This window comes from Staphylococcus sp. Mo2-1 (assembly GCF_046721385.1).
GTDB classification, from domain to species: domain Bacteria; phylum Bacillota; class Bacilli; order Staphylococcales; family Staphylococcaceae; genus Staphylococcus; species Staphylococcus equorum_A.
Map to the genome: position 1 here is coordinate 21,547 of NZ_JBEUUK010000001.1, position 21,667 is coordinate 43,213.

Here is a 21,667-nt window from a genome sequence, read left to right on the forward strand (position 1 = left end):
TAAAAAATATTTAATCTGTATAACTTTCTAGAGAAAGGGGTGTTAGAACTTGAACGTAATAAGAATCATTGTTATTTTGTGTTATATTATTTTAGGCGCTAGTTTAGGCGTATATCTTATTCCAGAAATTGCTGTGGATACTGGATTAAGTAAGTATATGTTATTAACGAATAATTATTTTAATGGACTTCTTGGTATTGTTATTTTCTTCTTAATATTTGGTTGGTTTATTAAAAAAGCAACATTAACGTTGAAAGAATTAGAACAAACAATAATGCGTCAAAGTGCTGTAGAAATTTTGTTTGCTACAATTGGACTGATGATCGGTTTAGTTATTTCTGTTATGATATCATTTATTTTTCAAATAATAGGTAATAATGTGTTGAACCATTTTGTGCCAATCATTGTTACAATTATTTTAGGTTATTTCGGTTTTCAATTTGGCTTACGCAAACGTGATGAAATGTTATTGTTCTTCCCGGAAAATATGGCACGCTCGATGTCTATCAACGCACGTAACGCAGTACCAAAAATTATTGATACAAGCGCAATCATAGATGGTCGCATTTTAGATATTATAGAGTGTGGTTTTATAGATGGCGAAATACTCATACCTCAAGGTGTCATCAATGAGTTACAAGTTGTTGCTCGATGCAAACGACAGTGTGAAACGTGAAAAGGGCCAACGAGGATTAGATATTTTGAATTCACTATATGATACTGATCATCCAACGCGTATTATACATCCGACGAAGTCTCATAGTGATATTGACGCAATGTTAATTAAGTTAGCACAACACTATAGAGCACATATTATTACTACAGATTTCAACCTCAATAAAGTATGCCATGTACAGGGTATTCAAGCGCTAAATGTTAATGATTTATCCGAAGCGATTAAACCTTCAGTACATCAAGGTGACCGTTTTAACTTATTACTTACTAAAATGGGTAAAGAATCAGGTCAAGCAGTCGGATACTTAGATGATGGCACAATGGTCGTTGTAGATAATGCCAAAAAACACATCGGTGAATATATTGATTTAGAAGTAATCAGTTTATTACAAACATCATCAGGAAGAATTATTTTTGCCAAAAAGATTAATTAAATAAATTGCTAAAGGTTTTATATGGAAATGTAGCTAAAATTGTTACAGTTTCACATGAAACTTTTTTGATATTTGAATATTATTTTTATAAAATTTGTGTACTCATCGCTTTGAATTTAAGCACTGTGATTTCATATTAAGCTTTAAAGTGCTACAATAGATAGCGAAATTGTATTACTATAAAGGAATTACAAGTGTGTGAAAGTACACAGTTTTTTGGATAGTGATACTTTTAAAAATTATAAGCTATGGTATTATTAATAAGCGTAGAATAACAAACTTATTAATGGCTGAGCGTCATTATTATTGTTAACGACATAAAGTTAAGTCGATACACGTTCAGTTTTTTTGATGTGTGTATGTGTGAGTGTAACAAGTGATAAAACATAAAACGCCAAAAACATTACTAATTAATATTAAAAACGGGAGTGAACATAATGAGTGATCGTGTAAGAGTTAGATATGCTCCAAGTCCAACAGGTTATTTGCATATCGGTAATGCAAGAACTGCATTATTCAACTATTTATTTGCTAAACATTATGATGGAGATTTTGTAATTCGTATAGAAGATACGGACAGTAAACGTAATCTAACTGATGGCGAATCTTCACAATTTGATAATTTAAAATGGTTAGGTATCGATTGGGATGAATCTGTCGATAAAGATAAAGGTTATGGTCCTTATCGCCAATCAGAACGTGGAGAAATCTATAATCCGCTTATTCAGCAATTATTAGATGAAGACAAAGCGTATAAATGTTATATGACTGAAGAGGAACTTGAAGCTGAACGTGAACAACAAATCAAACGTGGAGAAATGCCACGTTATGGTGGAAAACATGCACACTTAACTGAAGAAGAACGTCAACAATTCGAAGCAGAAGGTCGTCAACCTGCTATTCGTTTCCGTGTACCTCAAGACACGACGTTCACTTTTGAAGATATGGTTAAAGGTGAAATTTCATTTGATTCAGATAATATGGGTGACTGGGTTATTGTAAAAAAAGATGGTGTACCTACTTACAATTTTGCAGTAGCTATTGATGATCACTATATGGAAATCTCAGATGTTATTCGCGGCGATGATCATATTTCTAATACACCAAAACAATTAATGATTTATGAAACGTTTGGTTGGGAAGCGCCTAGATTCGCGCATATGTCACTTATTGTTAACGAAGAACGTAAAAAATTAAGTAAACGCGACGGACAAATCCTACAATTCATCGAACAATATCGTGATTTAGGTTATTTACCAGAAGCATTATTTAACTTTATTACATTGTTAGGTTGGTCGCCAGAAGGTGAAGAAGAAGTTTATTCTAAAGAAGAATTTATTAAAATCTTCGATGAAAAACGTTTATCTAAATCACCTGCATTTTTCGACAAGCAAAAATTAGCATGGGTGAATAACCAATACATGAAACAAAAAGATACTGAAACAGTATTCGAATTAGCTTTACCGCATCTTATCAAAGCAGAATTACTTCCTGAAAATCCAAACGAAGCAGATTTGGAATGGGGTCGTAAACTTGTTGCACTTTATCAAAAAGAAATGAGTTATGCCGGAGAAATCGTTCCTTTATCTGAGCTATTCTTCCGTGACGAACAAATTTTAGGTGATGATGAACAAGAAATCATCGAAGGTGAACAAGTACCAGAACTAATGAACCACTTATATGGAAAATTAGAAGCACTTGAACCATTTGAAGCGGCAGAAATTAAAAAAACAATCAAAGAAGTTCAAAAAGAAACTGGTATTAAAGGTAAACAACTATTCATGCCAATTCGTGTTGCTGTAACAGGACAAATGCATGGACCAGAATTACCAAATACAATTGAAGTATTAGGTAAAGAAAAAGTGTTATTACGTTTAAAAAATACGTTAAATAAATAAGGTTGCGTACGATGATATTGTCTCAAGGTGGAAATACTTGAAAAATTACATCGAACCACCTATTATTAAAATTGAAATAGCCAGAGGATTAGTAAGCGATGAAATGTGTAAAGAGAGTGTGCGGTTGCTGTGAGCACATCACTGAAATTGCTGAATGCACCTTTGTGTTAATGAACTAAATAAACTTTAATGAGTGAAGATAAGTTGCTTTTAGATTTTTAACCCTACTTATGGTTAAGATAATCAACTTATATTTAAAAATAAGAGTGGAACCGTGCAAAGCACCTCTAACAAGTCTGTTAGAGGTGCTTTTTTAATAAGGAGGTAGCAACCTTGTTTAAGATATTGAAAAGAATAAAAGATGATGTGAACATGGTGTTTGAACAAGACCCAGCCGCGCGTACTACATTGGAAGTTGTCACTTCTTATGCCGGCATACATGCAGTATGGAGTCATTTGATCGCGCATGAGCTATATAAAAAGAAGAAATATATATTAGCAAGATTGATTTCGCAAGTTGCGCGTTTTTTCACAGGTATTGAAATACACCCAGGGGCCAAAATAGGTAAACGTTTATTTATTGACCACGGTATGGGTGTCGTTATTGGTGAAACATGTAATATAGGAAATAATGTCACGATTTATCAAGGCGTTACATTGGGCGGTACTGGTAAAGAACGAGGTAAACGTCACCCTGATATAGGGGATAATGTATTAATAGCCGCAGGTGCTAAAGTACTAGGCGATATTAAAATTGATTCAAATGTGAACATAGGAGCAAACTCAGTTGTATTAAATTCTGTACCAAGTTATTCAACAGTCGTAGGTATACCAGGTCATATTGTTAAGCAAGATGGCAGACGTACTGGTAAAACGTTCGACCACCGTAACTTACCAGATCCTGTTTATGAACAATTAAAAGAATTAGAGAAACAACTTGAGAAAACAAGAAATGGAGAGATACAAGATGATTACATTATATAATACGTTAACACGTCAGAAAGAGACGTTTGAGCCTATTGAACCAGGTAAGGTTAAAATGTACGTTTGTGGACCAACAGTATATAATTATATTCATATTGGTAATGCAAGACCCGCAATTAATTACGATGTGGTAAGAAGATATTTCGAATATCAAGGATACGAAGTCGTATATGTGTCGAACTTTACTGACGTTGACGATAAATTAATTAAGCGTTCTAAAGAATTAGGTGAATCTGTAGAAACGATAGCGGATCGTTATATCGATGCCTTTTACGAAGATGTAGGTGCGCTAAACGTTAAAAAAGCAACATCTAATCCACGTGTTATGAACCATATGGACGATATTATTAAGTTTATTAAAGAACTTGTAGATCAAGGCAATGCTTATGAAAGTGGCGGCGATGTATACTTTAGAACACGTAAATTTGAAGACTACGGTAAATTAAGTCATCAATCATTGAATGATTTGAAAGTAGGCGCTCGCATAGAACAAGGTGAACAAAAAGAAGATGCACTGGATTTCACATTATGGAAACAAGCGAAACCAGAAGAAATAAGCTGGGATAGTCCATTTGGTAAAGGCAGACCAGGTTGGCATATTGAATGTTCTGTAATGGCATATCATGAACTAGGGGCAACAATTGATATTCACGCGGGTGGCACAGATTTACAATTTCCTCACCATGAGAATGAAATTGCACAATCAGAAGCACATAACCATGCGCCTTTCGCTAACTATTGGATGCATAATGGATTTATCAATATTGATAATGAAAAAATGAGTAAATCCTTAGGCAATTTCGTGCTTGTTCACGATATTATAAAACAAATTGACCCTGATGTATTACGTTTCTTCATGATTAGTGTACATTATAGAAGCCCGATTAATTATAATGTTGAACTTGTTGAAGCGACTAAGAGTGGGTTAGAGCGTGTGCGTAACAGCTACCAAGCGATTGAAGAACGTGAAGCGATTGCGACTAATATTGACGATCAATCTGCATATATAGAAGCAATTGATGATATTTTAAAACAATTTGAAACAGTTATGAATGATGATTTTAATACAGCTAATGCAATTACTGCTTGGTATGATTTAGCAAAACTAGCAAATAAATACATCTTAGAAAATACAACTTCTACAACAGTAATTGAACGTTTTAAAGAAGTGTATAAAGTTTTCAGCGACGTGCTAGGTGTGCCACTTAAAAGTAAAGAGAGCGACATGCTTTTAGATGAACAAGTCGAAGCGTTAATAGAAGAAAGAAACAAGGCGAGACAAAATAAAGACTTTGCGCGTGCAGACGAAATTCGTGATGACTTAAAAGCACAAAATATTATTTTAGAAGATACTGCGCAGGGTGTGAGATTTAAACGTGGCTAATATGGATAATAAATTATTGAATCCTTTGACATTGGCATATATGGGCGATGCTGTTTTAGATCAACACGTAAGAGCATATATCGTGTTGAAATTGAAAGCTAAACCTAACCGGTTACACCAAGAAGCAAAACGCTATGTATCTGCTAAGAGTCAGGCAGAAACACTTGAGTTTTTAATGGAAAACAATTGGTTTACTGAAAGTGAACAAGATATTGTTCGTCGTGGTAGAAATGCTAAAAGTTATACTAAAGCGAAGAATACAGATATACAAACGTATCGTAAAAGTTCAGGGCTAGAAGCCATCATTGGCTTTTTATACCTGGAAAAAGAACATGAACGTTTAACATCATTGTTAGAATGTATCGTGAAAAATGTAGATGAAAGGTAGTGGTACTGTGGAAGAGATAGTTATAGTCGGTCGCCATGCAGTAAAAGAAGCGATTGTCTCAGGACATACAATTAATAAGATTTTAATTCAAGATACTATCAAAAAAGGTCAAATAAATGAAATTTTAAAAAAGGCAAATAGTCAAAAAATCATTGTACAAACAGTGCCGAAATCTAAAATAGACGGATTGTCAGAGTCACCTCATCAAGGGATTGCGAGCATATATTGCACCATATGAATATGCTGATTTCGACGAATTTTTGGTTAAGCAAAAAGCACAAGACAAATTATCTACAGTACTTATACTAGATGGTTTAGAAGACCCACATAATTTAGGATCGATTTTAAGAACAGCTGATGCCTCAGGTGTGGATGCAGTTATCATTCCTAAGAGACGTTCAGTTGCATTAACACAAACGGTAGCTAAAGCCTCTACAGGTGCAATAGAGCACATACCTGTGATTCGTGTGACGAACTTAGCGAATACGATTGATGCTTTAAAAGACAATGGTTATTGGGTTGTTGGTACTGAAGCGGAGAATTCAACGGATTATAGGGAAATGGATGCGGCTATGCCTTTAGCGATTGTGATTGGAAGCGAAGGACAAGGTATGAGCCGTTTAGTAAAAGATAAATGTGACTTCTATATCAATATTCCTATGGTCGGTCATGTTAATAGTTTGAATGCGTCTGTAGCGGCAAGTCTGATGATGTATGAGGTTTACCGCAAACGTCATCAGATTGGAGATAAGAGATGAAGGATCGTTATTTAATCATTGATGGTTATAATATGATAGGACAATCGCAGGACTTAAGTCGTATAGCAAAGGACAATCTCGAGGAAGCACGCGATCAATTACTTACAGCTATAGCGAATTACAATGCTGTAATAGCTGATGAAGTCGTCTGCGTTTTTGATGCTTATGAACAATCCGGCCCACCTTCAGAATATATGTACCACGGGGTTAAAACGATATTCACAAAAGAAAAAGAAACGGCAGACAGTTATATAGAACGTTACGTCTATGATTTATATGAGAAACACACAAGACATATTACGGTTGTTACGAGTGATATGAGTGAACAACATGCAATATTCGGTGCCGGAGCTTATCGTATTTCTTCAAGAGAGATGTGGAGAGACTTAAGAGAGAATGAAGTTTCTGTATCTAAAAAGCTCGATGGCTTCAACGAACAAAAGCCACGAACACGAATCGAGCTCTCTCATGAAATTCTTAAAGAATTTGAAAAATTAAGACGTGGAGATAATCACAAATAACTATTTCGTACTCTTGATTTTTTTATAGCAAACTCTGTATCCTATCCTTACTTTAAGGAAAGGATAATGGACATGTTTGATAGAATTTACAGCAATGAATGTACAACCTATTCGAAGCGACGATTACAAAGTGAAACTGATGTAGAGCAAATTATTGATGAAATCACACCATTGATTAATAAAAGATTAAATCATTTTTCAGTTCATCCGAGTGACAAAGAAGATTTGTGCCAAGAAGTACTTTTGAAATTGTATGGTGTGTTAAGCCGTTTTGATTTTACAGAAGCTACGCCTTTAGAACATTATGTCAATTGCGTTATAAAAAATGTTAGAAATGATTATATACGCAAAAAAATGTATACACAACGCCGTCAGAAAATGCTTGTGAATGAATTTATAGTTGCTTATAATAATTCGAAATCTGAACAACCTATAGACAGATACATCATTGCACGGGAAATATCTTCGCAATTAAAACAGTGCTTGAAAAGGCTGACCGATTTAGAACAACGCATTATAAGTTATATTTTAATAGACTATAAACCACAGGAAATTGCACAAATTTTAAATTTAAACATCAAAGTAGTTTACAATGCCATACATCGTTGTAAAATAAAGATAAGACGTTGTTTGGAAAATTGAAAATATGTATTGAAACCAAGCTATATCTCGTGCCAGTATCACGAAAATAGCATGATTGAGTGGATTGTTGATAATTGACAATTGACTCAGTAGTTCTGTATAGTAGATTGGTATTATAATGAGTAAGGTGAAGTCTAATGAAAAAAGTACCACTGAATTGTGAAGTCTGCGGCAGTAGAAATTATAATGTTCCGAAACAAAGTAACCTTACATCTAGAATGACATTAAAAAAACATTGTCCGAGATGTAATGCACATACGATGCACAAGGAATCAAAATAATAAGATGACATATTAAGTAATCAGTTGAGTGAATATATCTTTCCAACTAAGTTGAGAGTATTGTATTTGCTTGATTTGTTGTATGGAATAAGCAAATAAGGAATAACGAAATAATACGGAGGTCTTGTTAATGGCTAAAAAAGAAAATTTCTTCCAAGGCGTAAAATCAGAAATGGAAAAGACAAGTTGGCCGACGAAAGAAGAATTATTTAAGTACACAGTCATTGTTGTAGGTACAGTAGTATTTTTCTTAGTGTTCTTCTATGCCTTAGACTTAGGAATTGGTAGAATTATAGAGTTAATTAAATAGATAGGAGTGACGACATGTCTGAAGAAGTTGACGCAAAGCGTTGGTATGCTGTGCATACTTATTCTGGTTATGAGAATAAAGTTAAAAAGAATTTAGAAAAACGTGTTGAATCTATGAATATGACAGAAAAAATATTCAGAGTTGTTATACCGGAAGAGGAAGAAACACAAGTTAAAGATGGTAAAGCCAAAACATTAACTAAAAAAACATTCCCTGGTTATGTATTAGTTGAATTAGTGATGACTGATGAATCATGGTATATCGTGAGAAATACACCTGGTGTAACAGGATTTGTTGGTTCAGCTGGTTCTGGATCTAAACCTAACCCATTACTTCCAGATGAAGCACGTTTCATCCTTAAACAAATGGGCATGAAAGAGAAAACAATTGATGTTCAATTGGATTTAGGTGAACAAGTGAGAGTTAAATCAGGTCCATTTGCTAATCAAGTTGGCGAAGTTCAAGAAATTGAGGCTGATAAATTCAAACTTACTGTTCTTGTAGACATGTTTGGTAGAGAAACACCAGTAGAAGTAGAATTTGATCAAGTTGAAAAACTATAAATGATTACAAGTGCTAAGGCACTTGCATAAGTGGCACTAATCCCGCTAAAGCGAGAAGAGCCACTTTACATGCATAAGAAGACCTAATCAATGAAATTGATAAGGTTTAGTAAAAGGATTACCTGAGCTGAAGCTCATGCATAACAACATCTAATCACTAAAGTGATAAGATGTTGTTTAAAAAAGTTACACTTTACCATTGCGTAATCAAACGGGTTAATGGTATAATACTGTGGTCGCGCTCATAGAGCGTTCATTTCGTCACGAAATGTAGAAGAGTGGGAGGACAAAACTGAGTCCTGTGACCACATCACGATATCAAGGAGGTGCACATCGTGGCTAAAAAAGTAGAAAAAGTAGTTAAATTACAAATTCCTGCAGGTAAAGCAAATCCAGCACCACCAGTTGGTCCGGCATTAGGTCAAGCAGGTGTGAATATTATGGGATTCTGTAAGGAATTCAACGCACGTACACAAGAAGACGTAGGTTTAATCATACCGGTAGAAATTAGTGTTTATGAAGATCGTTCATTTACATTTATTACAAAAACACCACCGGCTCCAGTACTACTTAAAAAAGCTGCTGGCGTTGAAAAAGGTTCAGGCGAACCTAATAAAAACAAAGTAGCAACAGTAACTAAAGATCAAGTACGTGAAATTGCAAACCAAAAAATGCAAGATTTAAACGCCGCAGACGAAGAAGCAGCTATGCGTATTATCGAAGGTACTGCTCGTAGTATGGGTATTACAGTTCAATAATTAAAATGAGTAATGAAAACATAGATTGACGATAGAAGCAGATGACAGAAAAGACAAACATGATGACAGCATTCAATATTGTCGTAATATGAGGAATAAATGTCATTTATTAAGGAAGTTCATTCCAACGATAAAATACAATTAAACCTCTCTGTTATCTGCTCTTAACTTGTGAAAACAAGTAAATGTGGGAGGGAATTCCGCTAAAACCACTGAAGGAGGAACATGAAATGGCTAAAAAAAGCAAAAGATATCAAGAAGTAGCTAGCAAAATCGATCGTGAAAAACACTACAGTGTTGAAGAAGCGATTGCATTAGCTAAAGAAACAAACATTGCTAACTTTGACGCATCAGTTGAAGTAGCATTCCGTTTAGGTATTGATACACGTAAAAATGATCAACAAATCCGTGGAGCAGTAGTGCTTCCAAACGGTACTGGTAAATCACAAAGTGTATTAGTATTCGCAAAAGGCGAAAAAGCAGCTGAAGCAGAAGCGACAGGTGCTGATTTCGTTGGTGAAGGTGAATACGTAGAAAAAATCCAACAAGGTTGGTTCGACTTCGACGTAGTAGTAGCTACACCAGACATGATGGGCGAAGTTGGTAAACTTGGTCGCGTATTAGGACCTAAAGGTTTAATGCCAAACCCTAAAACTGGAACAGTAACTATGGATGTTACTAAAGCAGTTGAAGAAATCAAAGCTGGTAAAGTTGAATACCGTGCTGAAAAATCAGGTATCGTTCATGCATCAATTGGTAAAACATCATTTGATACTGAAAAATTAGTTGAAAACTTCAGAACTTTACAAGACGTTTTAACTAAATTAAAACCTGCATCAGCTAAAGGTACTTACTTCAAATCTGTTGCTGTAACTACAACAATGGGTCCTGGAGTTAAAGTTGACACATCAGGCTTTAAACTATAATTATTAACATAAAATATTTTGAGGTTGAAAGTATTGCTTTCAGCCTCAAATAAATATTGACATAACACATGAAACCAGTTATATTGGTTAATGTATTATTTTACCTAAGACAGTAGGAGTTAGTGATAACTTAAAATTATATCCTGCCGAGGCTAAAATTGACTTGAACGTGAAGAATTTAGATCTTTCAAGCACTTTTTGCCACGGGTAGAAAGTGCTTTTTTTATTGAGTAATGTTTGTAAGGACAGTGACTCAAGATAAAAAGCACCAAACTAAATCTATGGAGGTGTCTAAATGTCTGCTATCATCGATGCAAAACAACAACAAGTTGATATCATTGCAGAACAACTTAAAAACTCAGTATCTACAGTTATCGTTGACTATCGTGGTCTAACTGTTGCTGAAGTAACTGAATTACGTTCGCAATTACGTGAAGCTGGTGTTGAGTATAAAGTTTACAAAAACACTATGGTTCGCCGTGCGGCTGAACAAGCTGGTATTGACGGTTTAAATGAATTCTTAGTAGGTCCTACTGCAATCGCAACTTCAACTGAAGATGTAGTTGCTCCGCCGAAAGTTATCGCGGGATTCGCTAAAGAACATAAAGCATTAGAAGTTAAAACAGGTGTTATGGAAGGCAATGTTATCTCAGCAGAACAAGTTAACACTGTTGGTACATTACCATCACACGACGGTCTTGTTTCTATGCTTTTATCAGTATTACAAGCTCCAGTACGCAACTTCGCTTATGCGGTTAAAGCAATTGGAGAAGAAAAAGAAGGAAAAGAAGAAAGCGCTGAATAATTGCGCATAAACTAATAACAATTAATGGAGGAATATTAAAATGGCTAATCAAGAACAAATCATTGAAGCAATCAAAGAAATGTCAGTTTTAGAATTAAACGACTTAGTAAAAGCAATTGAAGAAGAATTTGGTGTAACTGCAGCGAGCTCCAGTAGCGACAGCGAGGCGCAGCAGGTGGCGGCGACGCTGAAGCTGAACAAACTGAATTCAACGTTGAATTAACTTCAGCTGGATCATCTAAAATCAAAGTTGTTAAAGCAGTTAAAGAAGCAACTGGTCTTGGATTAAAAGACGCTAAAGGTTTAGTTGACGATGCTCCTAAAGTAATCAAAGAAGGACTAGCTAAAGAAGACGCTGAAGAACTTAAAGCAACTTTAGAAGAAGCCGGCGCTACAGTAGAAATCAAATAATTTTTGCTGTCTAACAGTTAATAATTATATATTGAAGATGATACAAGCAGCTTAATACATCGCTACTTCGGTACGCTGATTTTAAGTGAAATGTATTTTATCTGAAATCTTTGAGAAATGAAAACCCCGTTATTAGTATAACGGGGTTTTATCTTATTTGATCTATATCTATGGTTTGCACAGTGGCTAGACCATGATGCGACCTATGAAATGGGTATAGTATTAATCTAAGGATAATTAGATTAAAAGAGGTGTAGTCATGAGTCATTATTATGATGAAAATCCTGAAGTAGAAAGTGATGAGTTGCTTTTTACGTACTCCTACGATAACTGTAAATTAGAGCTAGTAACGGATTCGGGCGTCTTTTCAAAAGGGAAGATTGACTTTGGTTCCGATTTATTAGTGAAAACTTTTTTGAAAGCATATCCTCCTGGCCCTACTAAACGCATCTTGGATGTTGGTTGTGGTTATGGCCCTATCGGTTTAATGATTGCAAAAACTTCCCCGCATCATGAAGTGACGATGGTTGATGTTAATCAACGTGCACTATCATTATCAAGAAAAAACAGAAAAAAGAACCGTATAGACAATGTGGAAATCAAAGAAAGTGATGGTTTATCACAGGTAGACGCTGACGCTTATGATTTTATGCTGACTAATCCACCGATTAGAGCAGGAAAAAAAGTCGTTCACAGCATTTTAGAAGACGCATATAAGGTATTAAAGCAAGGTGGCGCGCTTTATGTCGTAATTCAAAAAAAGCAGGGCATGCCATCGAGCAAAGCAAAAAATACAAGACACTTTTAACAATGTAGAAGTCTTAGCAAAAGACAAAGGTTACTACATTTTAAGAAGCACGAAAGCTTGATTTAAAAGTATCAATCTGATATAGTAATAGAATGTAAAAATTTATGTTCAATAAGTGTGTACTTTTACGTGTAAATGAACAATGTATGTGAGGTAAAATGGAAAATGGTGTCATTTGGTATGCTACCGTTTTCTTTTTATCTCATTATATTGGCTCATTTAGTAAAAGTAAACACGCAATTTTTGAGGGGTGAATCTGTTTGGCAGGTCAATTTGTCCAATATGGAAGACATCGTAAACGTAGAAACTATGCGAGAATTTCAGAGGTATTAGAATTACCGAATTTAATTGAGATTCAGACTGAGTCTTACGAGTGGTTCTTAGAAGAAGGTTTATTAGAAATGTTTAGAGACATTTCTCCGATTGAAGATTTCACAGGCAATCTTTCTTTAGAGTTTGTAGATTATAGACTCGGAGAACCGAAATATGATTTAGAAGAATCAAAAAACCGTGATACAACGTATTCTGCACCTCTACGTGTAAAAGTACGTCTAATCATCAAAGAAACTGGCGAAGTGAAAGAGCAAGAAGTATTTATGGGCGATTTCCCATTAATGACAGATACAGGTACATTCGTAATAAATGGTGCTTGAACGTGTAATCGTTTCACAATTAGTTCGTTCACCATCCGTATACTTCAATGAAAAACTAGATAAAAATGGTCGTACAAACTTCGATGCAACAATTATTCCTAACCGTGGTGCATGGTTAGAATATGAAACTGATGCGAAAGATGTTGTTTATGTACGTATTGATAGAACAAGAAAATTACCATTAACAGTATTATTACGTGCTTTAGGTTTCTCAACTGATCAAGAAATCGTTGATCTTTTAGGTGAAAACGAGTACCTACGTAATACTTTAGAAAAAGATGGTACTGAAAATACTGATCAAGCATTATTAGAAATTTATGAGCGCTTACGCCCTGGCGAACCGCCTACAGTTGAAAATGCTAAGAGCTTATTATATTCTCGTTTCTTTGATCCGAAACGCTATGACTTAGCTAGTGTAGGTCGTTACAAAGCGAATAAAAAACTTCACTTGAAACACCGTTTATTCAATCAGAAATTAGCTGAACCAATTGTTAATACTGAAACAGGTGAAATTGTAGCTGAAGAAGGTACAGTCTTAGATCGTCGTAATTTAGATGAAGTTATGGATGTACTAGAAGCAAATGCAAATAGTGAAGTCTTTGAATTAGAAGGTACTGTTATTGATGAACCTGTTGAGATTCAATCAATCAAAGTTTACGTACCGAACGATGAAGAAGGACGTACAACTACCGTGATTGGTAATGCTTTCCCTGATTCAGAAGTGAAATGTATTACACCAAGCAGATATTATTGCATCAATGTCATACTTCTTTAACTTATTAAGTGGTATTGGCTTTACAGATGATATTGACCATTTAGGTAATCGTCGTCTACGTTCAGTAGGGGAACTATTACAAAATCAATTCCGTATTGGTTTATCAAGAATGGAACGTGTTGTACGTGAAAGAATGTCTATCCAAGACACTGATTCTGTTACGCCTCAACAACTAATCAATATTCGTCCTGTTATTGCATCTATTAAAGAATTCTTTGGTAGTTCTCAATTATCACAATTCATGGACCAAGCCAATCCATTAGCTGAGTTAACACATAAACGTCGTTTATCAGCATTAGGACCCGGCGGTTTAACACGTGAACGTGCTCAAATGGAAGTACGTGACGTTCATTATTCTCACTATGGTCGTATGTGTCCAATCGAAACACCAGAGGGTCCGAATATCGGACTTATCAACTCACTTTCTAGTTACGCGCGTGTGAATGAATTTGGTTTCATTGAAACACCTTACCGTAAAGTAGATCTTGAAACACATTCAATCACAGATCAAATTGACTACTTAACTGCTGACGAAGAAGACAGCTATGTAGTAGCTCAAGCAAACTCTGTATTAGATGAAAATGGTCGTTTCGTAGAAGACGAAGTTGTTTGTCGTTTCCGTGGTAATAACACAGTTATGGCTAAAGAAAAAATGGATTACATGGATGTTTCACCTAAGCAAGTTGTTTCTGCTCGCGACAGCATGTATTCCTTTCTTAGAAAATGATGACTCTAACCGTGCATTGATGGGTGCAAACATGCAACGTCAAGCAGTGCCATTGATGAATCCTGAATCACCATTTGTAGGTACTGGTATGGAGCACGTGGCAGCACGTGACTCTGGTGCGGCAATTGTTGCAAAACATAAAGGCCGTGTTGAACACGTTGAATCTAATGAAATTCTTGTACGTCGACTTATCGAAGAAGATGGCCAAGAATATGAAGGCGAATTAGATCGCTATCCATTATCAAAATTCAAACGTTCAAATACTGGTACATGTTATAACCAAAGACCTATCATTGCTACTGGCGATGTAGTGACTAAAGGCGAAATTTTAGCTGACGGTCCTTCAATGGAACTTGGTGAAATGGCATTAGGTAGAAACTTAGTTGTAGGTTTCATGACTTGGGACGGTTATAACTATGAGGATGCTGTAATCATGAGTGAACGTCTAGTTAAAGATGACGTATACACTTCTATTCATATTGAAGAGTATGAATCTGAAGCACGTGATACAAAACTAGGACCTGAAGAAATCACTCGTGATATTCCTAACGTTTCAGATAGTGCACTTAAAAACTTAGATGACCGCGGTATTGTATACGTAGGTGCTGAAGTTAATGATGGTGACATCTTAGTCGGTAAAGTAACGCCTAAAGGTGTAACAGAATTAACTGCAGAAGAACGTTTACTACATGCAATCTTCGGTGAAAAAGCACGTGAAGTTCGCGATACATCATTACGCGTACCTCATGGTGCAGGTGGTATTGTTCTAGATGTTAAAGTCTTTAACCGTGAAGAAGGAGACGACACATTATCTCCAGGTGTTAACCAATTAGTTCGTGTTTATATCGTTCAAAAACGTAAAATACACGTTGGTGACAAAATGTGTGGTCGTCATGGTAACAAGGGTGTAATTTCTAAACTTGTTCCTGAAGAAGATATGCCTTATTTACCAGACGGTACGCCAATCGATATCATGTTGAACCCACTTGGTGTTCCATCACGTATGAATATCGGACAAGTATTAGAGCTACACTTAGGTATGGCTGCTAAAAACTTAGGTATTCACGTTGCTTCACCAGTATTTGATGGTGCGAGTGATGACGATGTATGGTCAACAATTGAAGAAGCTGGTATGGCTCGTGACGGTAAGACGGTATTATATGACGGACGTACAGGTGAACCATTTGATAACAGAATTTCAGTTGGTGTAATGTACATGCTGAAACTTGCTCACATGGTTGACGATAAATTACACGCACGTTCAACTGGACCTTACTCACTTGTTACGCAACAACCACTTGGTGGTAAAGCACAATTTGGTGGACAACGTTTCGGTGAGATGGAAGTATGGGCACTTGAAGCATACGGTGCTCGCATATACACTTCAAGAAATCTTAACTTACAAATCCGATGATACAGTAGGTCGTGTGAAAACATATGAAGCTATTGTTAAAGGTGAAAACATCACTAAACCAGGTGTTCCTGAATCATTCAGAGTATTGATGAAAGAATTACAAAGTTTAGGGTTAGACGTTAAGATTATGGACGAGCATGACAATGAAATTGACATGCAAGACACTGAAGATGATGATGTCGTTGAACGTAAAGTGGATCTTCAACAAAAAGAAGCGCCACAATCACAGAAAGAAATTACAGACTAATTGCATTTAAGTTTATAAAAGAATACACCAAGTTAAGGTACAATACATGTTTGTATTTGCCTTAATCTTGGTTATTCCATTATTGATATAGAGCAATCAATCAATTTGCACAGCTAATCTAAATTGAAGGAGGTAGGCTCCTTGATTGATGTAAATAATTTCCATTATATGAAAATAGGACTTGCTTCACCCGAAAAAATCCGTTCATGGTCTTTTGGTGAGGTTAAAAAGCCAGAAACAATTAACTATCGTACTTTAAAACCAGAAAAAGATGGTCTATTCTGTGAGAGAATATTTGGACCTTCGAAAGACTGGGAATGTAGTTGTGGTAAATACAAACGTGTACGTTATAAAGGTATGGTTTGTGACAGATGTGGAGTAGAAGTAACTAAGTCAAAAGTGCGCCGTGAAAGAATGGGCCATATTGAATTAGTCGCGCCTGTATCACACATTTGGTACTTCAAAGGTATTCCAAGTCGTATGGGTCTTTTATTAGATATGTCACCAAGAGCGTTAGAAGAAGTTATTTACTTCGCTTCTTATGTTGTTGTTAATCCAGGTCCAACTGGTTTAGAGCAAAAGACATTATTATCTGAAGCAGAATTCAGAGATTACTATGATAAATTCCCAGGTAAATTCAACGCCAAGATGGGTGCTGAAGGTATCAAAGAATTACTACAAGAAATCGACTTAGACGCTGAACTCAAACAACTAAGAGATGAGTTAGAATCAGCAACAGGTCAAAGACTTACACGTGCAATTAAACGTTTAGAAGTAGTTGAATCATTCAGACATTCTGGTAATAATCCAGCATGGATGGTGTTAGACGTACTTCCAATTATTCCACCAGAAATCAGACCAATGGTTCAATTAGATGGTGGACGTTTTGCTACAAGTGATCTTAATGATTTGTATCGTCGTGTTATCAACCGTAACAACCGTTTGAAACGTTTATTAGACTTAGGTGCTCCAGGCATCATCGTCCAAAACGAAAAACGTATGTTACAAGAAGCTGTTGATGCACTTATCGATAATGGTCGTCGTGGCCGTCCAGTTACTGGACCAGGTAACCGCCCATTAAAATCTCTTTCTCATATGTTAAAAGGTAAACAAGGACGTTTCCGTCAAAACTTATTAGGTAAACGTGTTGACTATTCAGGTCGTTCAGTTATTGCAGTTGGACCTAGCTTGAAAATGTATCAATGTGGACTACCTAAAGAGATGGCATTAGAATTGTTCAAACCTTTCATCATGAAAGAATTAGTTCAACGTGAAATTGCTACAAACATTAAAAATGCGAAAAGTAAGATTGAACGCATGGATGATGAAGTTTGGGACGTATTGGAAGATGTTATCAAAGAACACCCAGTACTTTTAAACCGTGCACCAACACTTCACAGATTAGGTATTCAAGCATTTGAACCTACATTAGTTGAAGGTCGTGCAATTCGTCTACATCCACTTGCTACAACAGCTTACAACGCTGACTTTGATGGTGACCAAATGGCTGTTCACGTACCATTATCTAAAGAAGCTCAAGCAGAAGCACGTATGTTAATGCTTGCGACACAAAATATCTTAAACCCTAAAGATGGTAAACCAGTTGTAACACCTTCACAAGATATGGTGCTAGGTAACTATTACTTAACTTTAGAGCGTAAAGAATCAGTGAATACTGGTGCGATTTTCAATGATACAAATGAAGTATTAAAAGCTTATGCTAATGGCTACGTACACTTACATTCACGTATTGGTGTGCATGCTAAATCATTTAATAATCCAACATTTACTGAAGAACAAAACCAAAAACTCTTGTTAACTTCAGTTGGTAAAGTTATATTCAATGAAATCATTCCAGATTCATTTGCATATATTAATGAACCAACACAAACTAATTTAGAAAATAAAACACCGACTAGATATTTCATATCTGCTACTGAATTAGGAGAAGGCGGATTAAAAGAATACTTCGATAATCAAGAATTAATTGAACCATTCAATAAGAATTTCTTAGGAAATATTATTGCAGAAGTCTTCAATCGTTTCAGCATCACAGATACGTCTATGATGTTAGACAGAATGAAAGACTTAGGATTCAAGTTTTCAACTAAAGCAGGGATCACTGTTGGTGTATCTGATATCGTAGTATTACCAGATAAGCAAGAAATTTTAGATGAACACGAAAAATTAGTTGAGAGAATTACTAAACAATTTAACCGTGGTTTAATCACTGAATTTGAACGTTATAACGCAGTTGTTGAAATTTGGACTGACGCAAAAGACCAAATTCAGAAAAAATTAATGGGCTCACTTGATAAAACAAACCCAATCTTTATGATGAGTGACTCTGGTGCCCGTGGTAACGCATCTAACTTTACACAGTTAGCAGGTATGCGTGGACTTATGGTCGCACCATCAGGTAAGATTATTGAATTACCGATCACTTCTTCATTCCGTGAAGGTTTAACAGTATTAGAGTACTTTATCTCTACCCATGGTGCGCGTAAAGGTCTTGCCGATACAGCACTTAAAACAGCCGATTCAGGTTACCTTACTCGTCGTCTTGTTGACGTTGCTCAAGATGTTATTGTTCGTGATGAAGATTGTGGCACTGACCGTGGTCTACTTGTTTCTGATATCAAAGAAGGTACAGAAATGATCGAACCATTCATCGAACGTATTGAAGGACGTTATTCTAAAGAAACTGTCCGTCATCCAGAGACTGATGAAGTAATTGTACAACCAGATCAATTAGTTACTGCAGACATTGCTAAACAAATTACAGACGCTGGTATTGAATCAATGTATATACGTTCAGCATTTACATGTAATACACGTCATGGTGTTTGTGAAAAATGTTACGGTAAAAACCTTGCTACCGGTGAAAAAGTTGAAGTTGGTGAAGCAGTTGGTACAATTGCCGCACAATCAATTGGTGAACCAGGTACACAGCTTACAATGCGTACATTCCATACAGGTGGGGTAGCAGGTAGTGACATCACGCAAGGTCTTCCACGTATTCAAGAGATCTTCGAAGCACGTAATCCTAAAGGTCAAGCCGTGATTACAGAAATCGAAGGTGTCGTTGATGACATCAAGATTGCGAAAGACCGTCAACAAGAAATCGTTATTAAAGGTGCTAACGAATCTAAATCATATTTAGCTTCAGGTACTTCAAGATTGAAAGTTGAAGTTGGTCAAGGCGTTGAACGTGGTGAAGTTCTAACTGAAGGTTCAATCGAGCCTAAGAACTACTTATCTGTATCAGGTTTAAATGCAACAGAAAGTTATCTATTAAAAGAAGTTCAAAAAGTTTACCGTATGCAAGGTGTGGAAATTGATGATAAACACGTTGAAGTTATGGTTAGACAAATGCTACGTAAAGTACGCATTATCGAAGCCGGAGATACTAAATTACTTCCAGGTTCATTAGTAGATATTCATAGCTTTACTGATGCAAACCGTGACGCATTTAAAGAACGTAAACGTCCAACAACAGCTAAACCAGTCTTACTAGGTATTACGAAAGCGTCTCTTGAAACAGAAAGCTTCTTATCAGCAGCTTCGTTCCAAGAAACAACACGTGTACTTACAGATGCTCGCAATTAAAGGTAAACGTGATAACTTACTTGGTCTTAAAGAGAATGTTATCATCGGTAAATTAATTCCAGCTGGTACTGGTATGAGACGTTACAGAGATGTTAAATACGACACAGTTGCACCAAATAAAGAAGTTACAGAAGAATCAGAGACAACTAAGATGTAATTCTTTTTACTAAATAAACAAGGTGATCGAGATATTATATTTCGGTCACTTGTTTTTTATGTTTTTTGAAGAATTTATCGTATTTAAAGTTGACTCAACAGTAGCTAAGATGTTATTATTATTAAGGTTGATGCAAGCAGAACTTTGGAGGATATTTTAATGTCTAATGAAAAAGTTGCACGCTTTAACAAACAACATCATGTTATTGGACTTAAACAAACGCTTAAGGCTTTGGATAAGAACCAAGTTACATCATTGATTATTGCTGAAGACGTTGAAGTTCATTTACTGACTCGCGTGTTAAGTCAAATCAATCATAAACAGATACCTGTTTCATTTTTCAAAAGCAAACAAGCTTTAGGAGAATATGTAGGTATTAACGTTAATGCAACAATTGTTGCGTTATTAAAATGAGATTAGTAAGAATTATTCTTACTAAATTTTATTTGCCCTTGAAATGAACCACCTGGATGTGTGGGATTATAAATGATGAGAGGAGGAAACATTCAATGCCAACTATTAATCAATTGGTACGCAAACCTAGACAAAGCAAATCGAAAACATACGGTTCACCAGACTTTGAACAGAAACTTTAACAGCAAAAAGAAAAAATACACTAGTTTAAACTCTCCACAAAAACGTGGTGTTTGTACTCGTGTAGGTACTATGGCTCCTAAAAAACCTAACTCCGCGTTACGTAAATATGCCCGTGTACGTTTGTCAAACAGTATCGAAATTAATGCGTATATCCCTGGTATCGGACATAACTTACAAGAACACAGTGTTGTACTTGTACGTGGTGGACGTGTAAAAGATTTACCTGGTGTACGTTATCACGTTGTACGTGGTGCGCTTGATACTTCAGGCGTAGATGGACGTAGAAAGAGTCGTTCAAAATACGGAGCTAAAAAACCTAAAAAATAAGTTTAAGATTGCGTAAATTTTCGCTATAAAATTAAAAATTATACTATAATAGGAAGGGAGGATTTACATTATGCCTCGTAAAGGATCAGTACCAAAAAGAGACGTATTACCGGATCCAATCCACAATTCAAAATTAGTTACAAAATTAATCAACAAAATCATGTTAGATGGTAAACGTGGGACAGCTCAAAGAATTCTTTATTCTGCTTTCGACTTAGTTCAAGAACGTAGTGGTCGTGAAGCTGTTGAAGTTTTCGATGAAGCTATCGACAACATCATGCCAGTATTAGAAGTTAAAGCTCGCCGTGTAGGTGGTTCTAACTATCAAGTACCAGTTGAAGTTCGTCCAGAACGTCGTACGACTTTAGGACTTCGTTGGTTAGTTAATTATTCGCGTCACCGTGGTGAAAAAACTATGGAAGAGCGTTTAGCTAACGAAATCTTAGATGCAGCCAACAATACAGGTGGCGCAGTTAAGAAACGTGAAGACACTCACAAAATGGCTGAAGCTAACAAAGCCTTCGCTCACTATCGTTGGTAGGATAGTAGCTTTATCCCTGAGCATGTTCCACATTGATAGTTTACTATCTAAGGCGTGTGCTTAGGGCATCGCCA

General features: G+C 35.9%; 14 protein-coding genes, 7 pseudogenes and 1 other annotated feature. All 21 genes and pseudogenes read left to right on the forward strand.

The features are described 5' to 3' along the window. The first annotated feature begins 49 nt into the window (after positions 1-49). The 21 genes and pseudogenes from ABLV95_RS00085 (at position 50) to rpsG (ending at position 21,593) form a co-directional block, all read left to right on the forward strand. Positions 50-1,109, forward strand: a pseudogene (locus ABLV95_RS00085) (PIN/TRAM domain-containing protein). 437 nt (positions 1,110-1,546) lie between these two features. Next, a complete protein-coding gene (gene gltX / locus ABLV95_RS00090) occupies positions 1,547-3,007 on the forward strand; it encodes a glutamate--tRNA ligase (protein WP_460876055.1) in 1,461 nt (486 codons plus the stop codon). 342 nt (positions 3,008-3,349) lie between these two features. Further along, entirely contained in the window at positions 3,350-3,991 is a 642-nt protein-coding gene (gene cysE / locus ABLV95_RS00095; protein ID WP_069833298.1) for a serine O-acetyltransferase, read from the forward strand. Next, complete coding sequence (gene cysS / locus ABLV95_RS00100) at positions 3,975-5,375, forward strand: cysteine--tRNA ligase (RefSeq protein ID WP_460876057.1); 1,401 nt, start codon at positions 3,975-3,977, stop codon at positions 5,373-5,375. The genes cysE and cysS overlap by 17 nt, the downstream gene beginning before the upstream one ends. Position 5,376: 1 nt before the next feature. Next, positions 5,377-5,763 carry a Mini-ribonuclease 3 gene (locus ABLV95_RS00105; protein ID WP_069817716.1) on the forward strand — a complete coding sequence of 129 codons (387 nt, stop codon included), beginning with the start codon at positions 5,377-5,379 and terminating at the stop codon, positions 5,761-5,763. 7 nt (positions 5,764-5,770) lie between these two features. Then, positions 5,771-6,521 (forward strand): annotated as a pseudogene (gene rlmB, locus ABLV95_RS00110) (23S rRNA (guanosine(2251)-2'-O)-methyltransferase RlmB). Further along, a complete protein-coding gene (locus ABLV95_RS00115) occupies positions 6,518-7,042 on the forward strand; it encodes an NYN domain-containing protein (protein WP_069833289.1) in 525 nt (174 codons plus the stop codon). Before rlmB ends, ABLV95_RS00115 begins: the two are co-directional and overlap by 4 nt. Before the next feature lie 72 nt (positions 7,043-7,114). Further along, positions 7,115-7,684 (forward strand): sigma-70 family RNA polymerase sigma factor, encoded by a 570-nt coding sequence (locus tag ABLV95_RS00120; protein ID WP_460876060.1) that lies wholly within the window; start codon positions 7,115-7,117, stop codon positions 7,682-7,684. A 137-nt stretch (positions 7,685-7,821) separates the two neighbouring features. Then, on the forward strand, positions 7,822-7,965 hold the full coding sequence (gene rpmG / locus ABLV95_RS00125; protein WP_002508576.1) for a 50S ribosomal protein L33: 144 nt from the start codon (positions 7,822-7,824) through the stop codon (positions 7,963-7,965). 130 nt (positions 7,966-8,095) lie between these two features. Further along, positions 8,096-8,275, forward strand: coding sequence for a preprotein translocase subunit SecE (gene secE / locus ABLV95_RS00130; RefSeq protein ID WP_069833287.1), 180 nt, complete (start codon positions 8,096-8,098; stop codon positions 8,273-8,275). Between the two features lie 14 nt (positions 8,276-8,289). After that, positions 8,290-8,838: a transcription termination/antitermination protein NusG gene (nusG, locus tag ABLV95_RS00135; protein WP_002508575.1), complete on the forward strand. Its 549-nt coding sequence runs from the start codon at positions 8,290-8,292 to the stop codon at positions 8,836-8,838. Positions 8,839-9,173: 335 nt separating this feature from the next. After that, positions 9,174-9,596, forward strand: a complete 423-nt coding sequence (rplK, locus tag ABLV95_RS00140; protein WP_002508574.1) for a 50S ribosomal protein L11 — start codon at positions 9,174-9,176, stop codon at positions 9,594-9,596. A gap of 230 nt (positions 9,597-9,826) precedes the next feature. Beyond that, the gene (rplA, locus tag ABLV95_RS00145) at positions 9,827-10,522 is read left to right on the forward strand and encodes a 50S ribosomal protein L1 (RefSeq protein WP_460876064.1); all 696 of its coding nucleotides are present in this window, start codon (positions 9,827-9,829) and stop codon (positions 10,520-10,522) included. Positions 10,523-10,607: 85 nt separating this feature from the next. Further along, positions 10,608-10,755 (forward strand) — a sequence feature (ribosomal protein L10 leader region). 62 nt (positions 10,756-10,817) lie between these two features. Next, on the forward strand, positions 10,818-11,327 hold the full coding sequence (gene rplJ / locus ABLV95_RS00150) for a 50S ribosomal protein L10 (RefSeq protein ID WP_460876066.1): 510 nt from the start codon (positions 10,818-10,820) through the stop codon (positions 11,325-11,327). Positions 11,328-11,367: 40 nt separating this feature from the next. Beyond that, positions 11,368-11,738: pseudogene (gene rplL, locus ABLV95_RS00155) on the forward strand (50S ribosomal protein L7/L12). Positions 11,739-11,997: 259 nt separating this feature from the next. Next, positions 11,998-12,607 (forward strand): annotated as a pseudogene (locus ABLV95_RS00160) (class I SAM-dependent methyltransferase). 199 nt (positions 12,608-12,806) lie between these two features. Further along, positions 12,807-16,362 (forward strand): annotated as a pseudogene (gene rpoB / locus ABLV95_RS00165) (DNA-directed RNA polymerase subunit beta). Positions 16,363-16,530: 168 nt separating this feature from the next. Next, positions 16,531-20,128 (forward strand): annotated as a pseudogene (rpoC, locus tag ABLV95_RS00170) (DNA-directed RNA polymerase subunit beta'). 159 nt (positions 20,129-20,287) lie between these two features. Next, complete coding sequence (locus ABLV95_RS00175; RefSeq protein WP_002508567.1) at positions 20,288-20,542, forward strand: ribosomal L7Ae/L30e/S12e/Gadd45 family protein; 255 nt, start codon at positions 20,288-20,290, stop codon at positions 20,540-20,542. Between the two features lie 95 nt (positions 20,543-20,637). Continuing rightward, a pseudogene (rpsL, locus tag ABLV95_RS00180) lies at positions 20,638-21,052 on the forward strand (30S ribosomal protein S12). A gap of 70 nt (positions 21,053-21,122) precedes the next feature. After that, a complete protein-coding gene (gene rpsG, locus ABLV95_RS00185; protein ID WP_002508565.1) occupies positions 21,123-21,593 on the forward strand; it encodes a 30S ribosomal protein S7 in 471 nt (156 codons plus the stop codon). The last annotated feature ends 74 nt before the right edge of the window (positions 21,594-21,667 follow it).

Excerpts from the sequence above, each read along its gene's own strand:
- ABLV95_RS00115 (WP_069833289.1), top strand. The coding sequence starts at position 6,518 with ATGAAGGATCGTTATTTAATCATTGATGGTTATAATATGATAGGACAA.
- ABLV95_RS00175 (WP_002508567.1), top strand. The coding sequence starts at position 20,288 with ATGTCTAATGAAAAAGTTGCACGCTTTAACAAACAACATCATGTTATT.
- ABLV95_RS00120 (WP_460876060.1), top strand. The coding sequence starts at position 7,115 with ATGTTTGATAGAATTTACAGCAATGAATGTACAACCTATTCGAAGCGA.
- rplJ (WP_460876066.1), top strand. The coding sequence starts at position 10,818 with ATGTCTGCTATCATCGATGCAAAACAACAACAAGTTGATATCATTGCA.
- gltX (WP_460876055.1), top strand. The coding sequence starts at position 1,547 with ATGAGTGATCGTGTAAGAGTTAGATATGCTCCAAGTCCAACAGGTTAT.
- secE (WP_069833287.1), top strand. The coding sequence starts at position 8,096 with ATGGCTAAAAAAGAAAATTTCTTCCAAGGCGTAAAATCAGAAATGGAA.
- rplA (WP_460876064.1), top strand. The coding sequence starts at position 9,827 with ATGGCTAAAAAAAGCAAAAGATATCAAGAAGTAGCTAGCAAAATCGAT.
- ABLV95_RS00105 (WP_069817716.1), top strand. The coding sequence starts at position 5,377 with ATGGATAATAAATTATTGAATCCTTTGACATTGGCATATATGGGCGAT.
- rpsG (WP_002508565.1), top strand. The coding sequence starts at position 21,123 with ATGCCTCGTAAAGGATCAGTACCAAAAAGAGACGTATTACCGGATCCA.
- nusG (WP_002508575.1), top strand. The coding sequence starts at position 8,290 with ATGTCTGAAGAAGTTGACGCAAAGCGTTGGTATGCTGTGCATACTTAT.
- rpmG (WP_002508576.1), top strand. The coding sequence starts at position 7,822 with ATGAAAAAAGTACCACTGAATTGTGAAGTCTGCGGCAGTAGAAATTAT.
- cysS (WP_460876057.1), top strand. The coding sequence starts at position 3,975 with ATGATTACATTATATAATACGTTAACACGTCAGAAAGAGACGTTTGAG.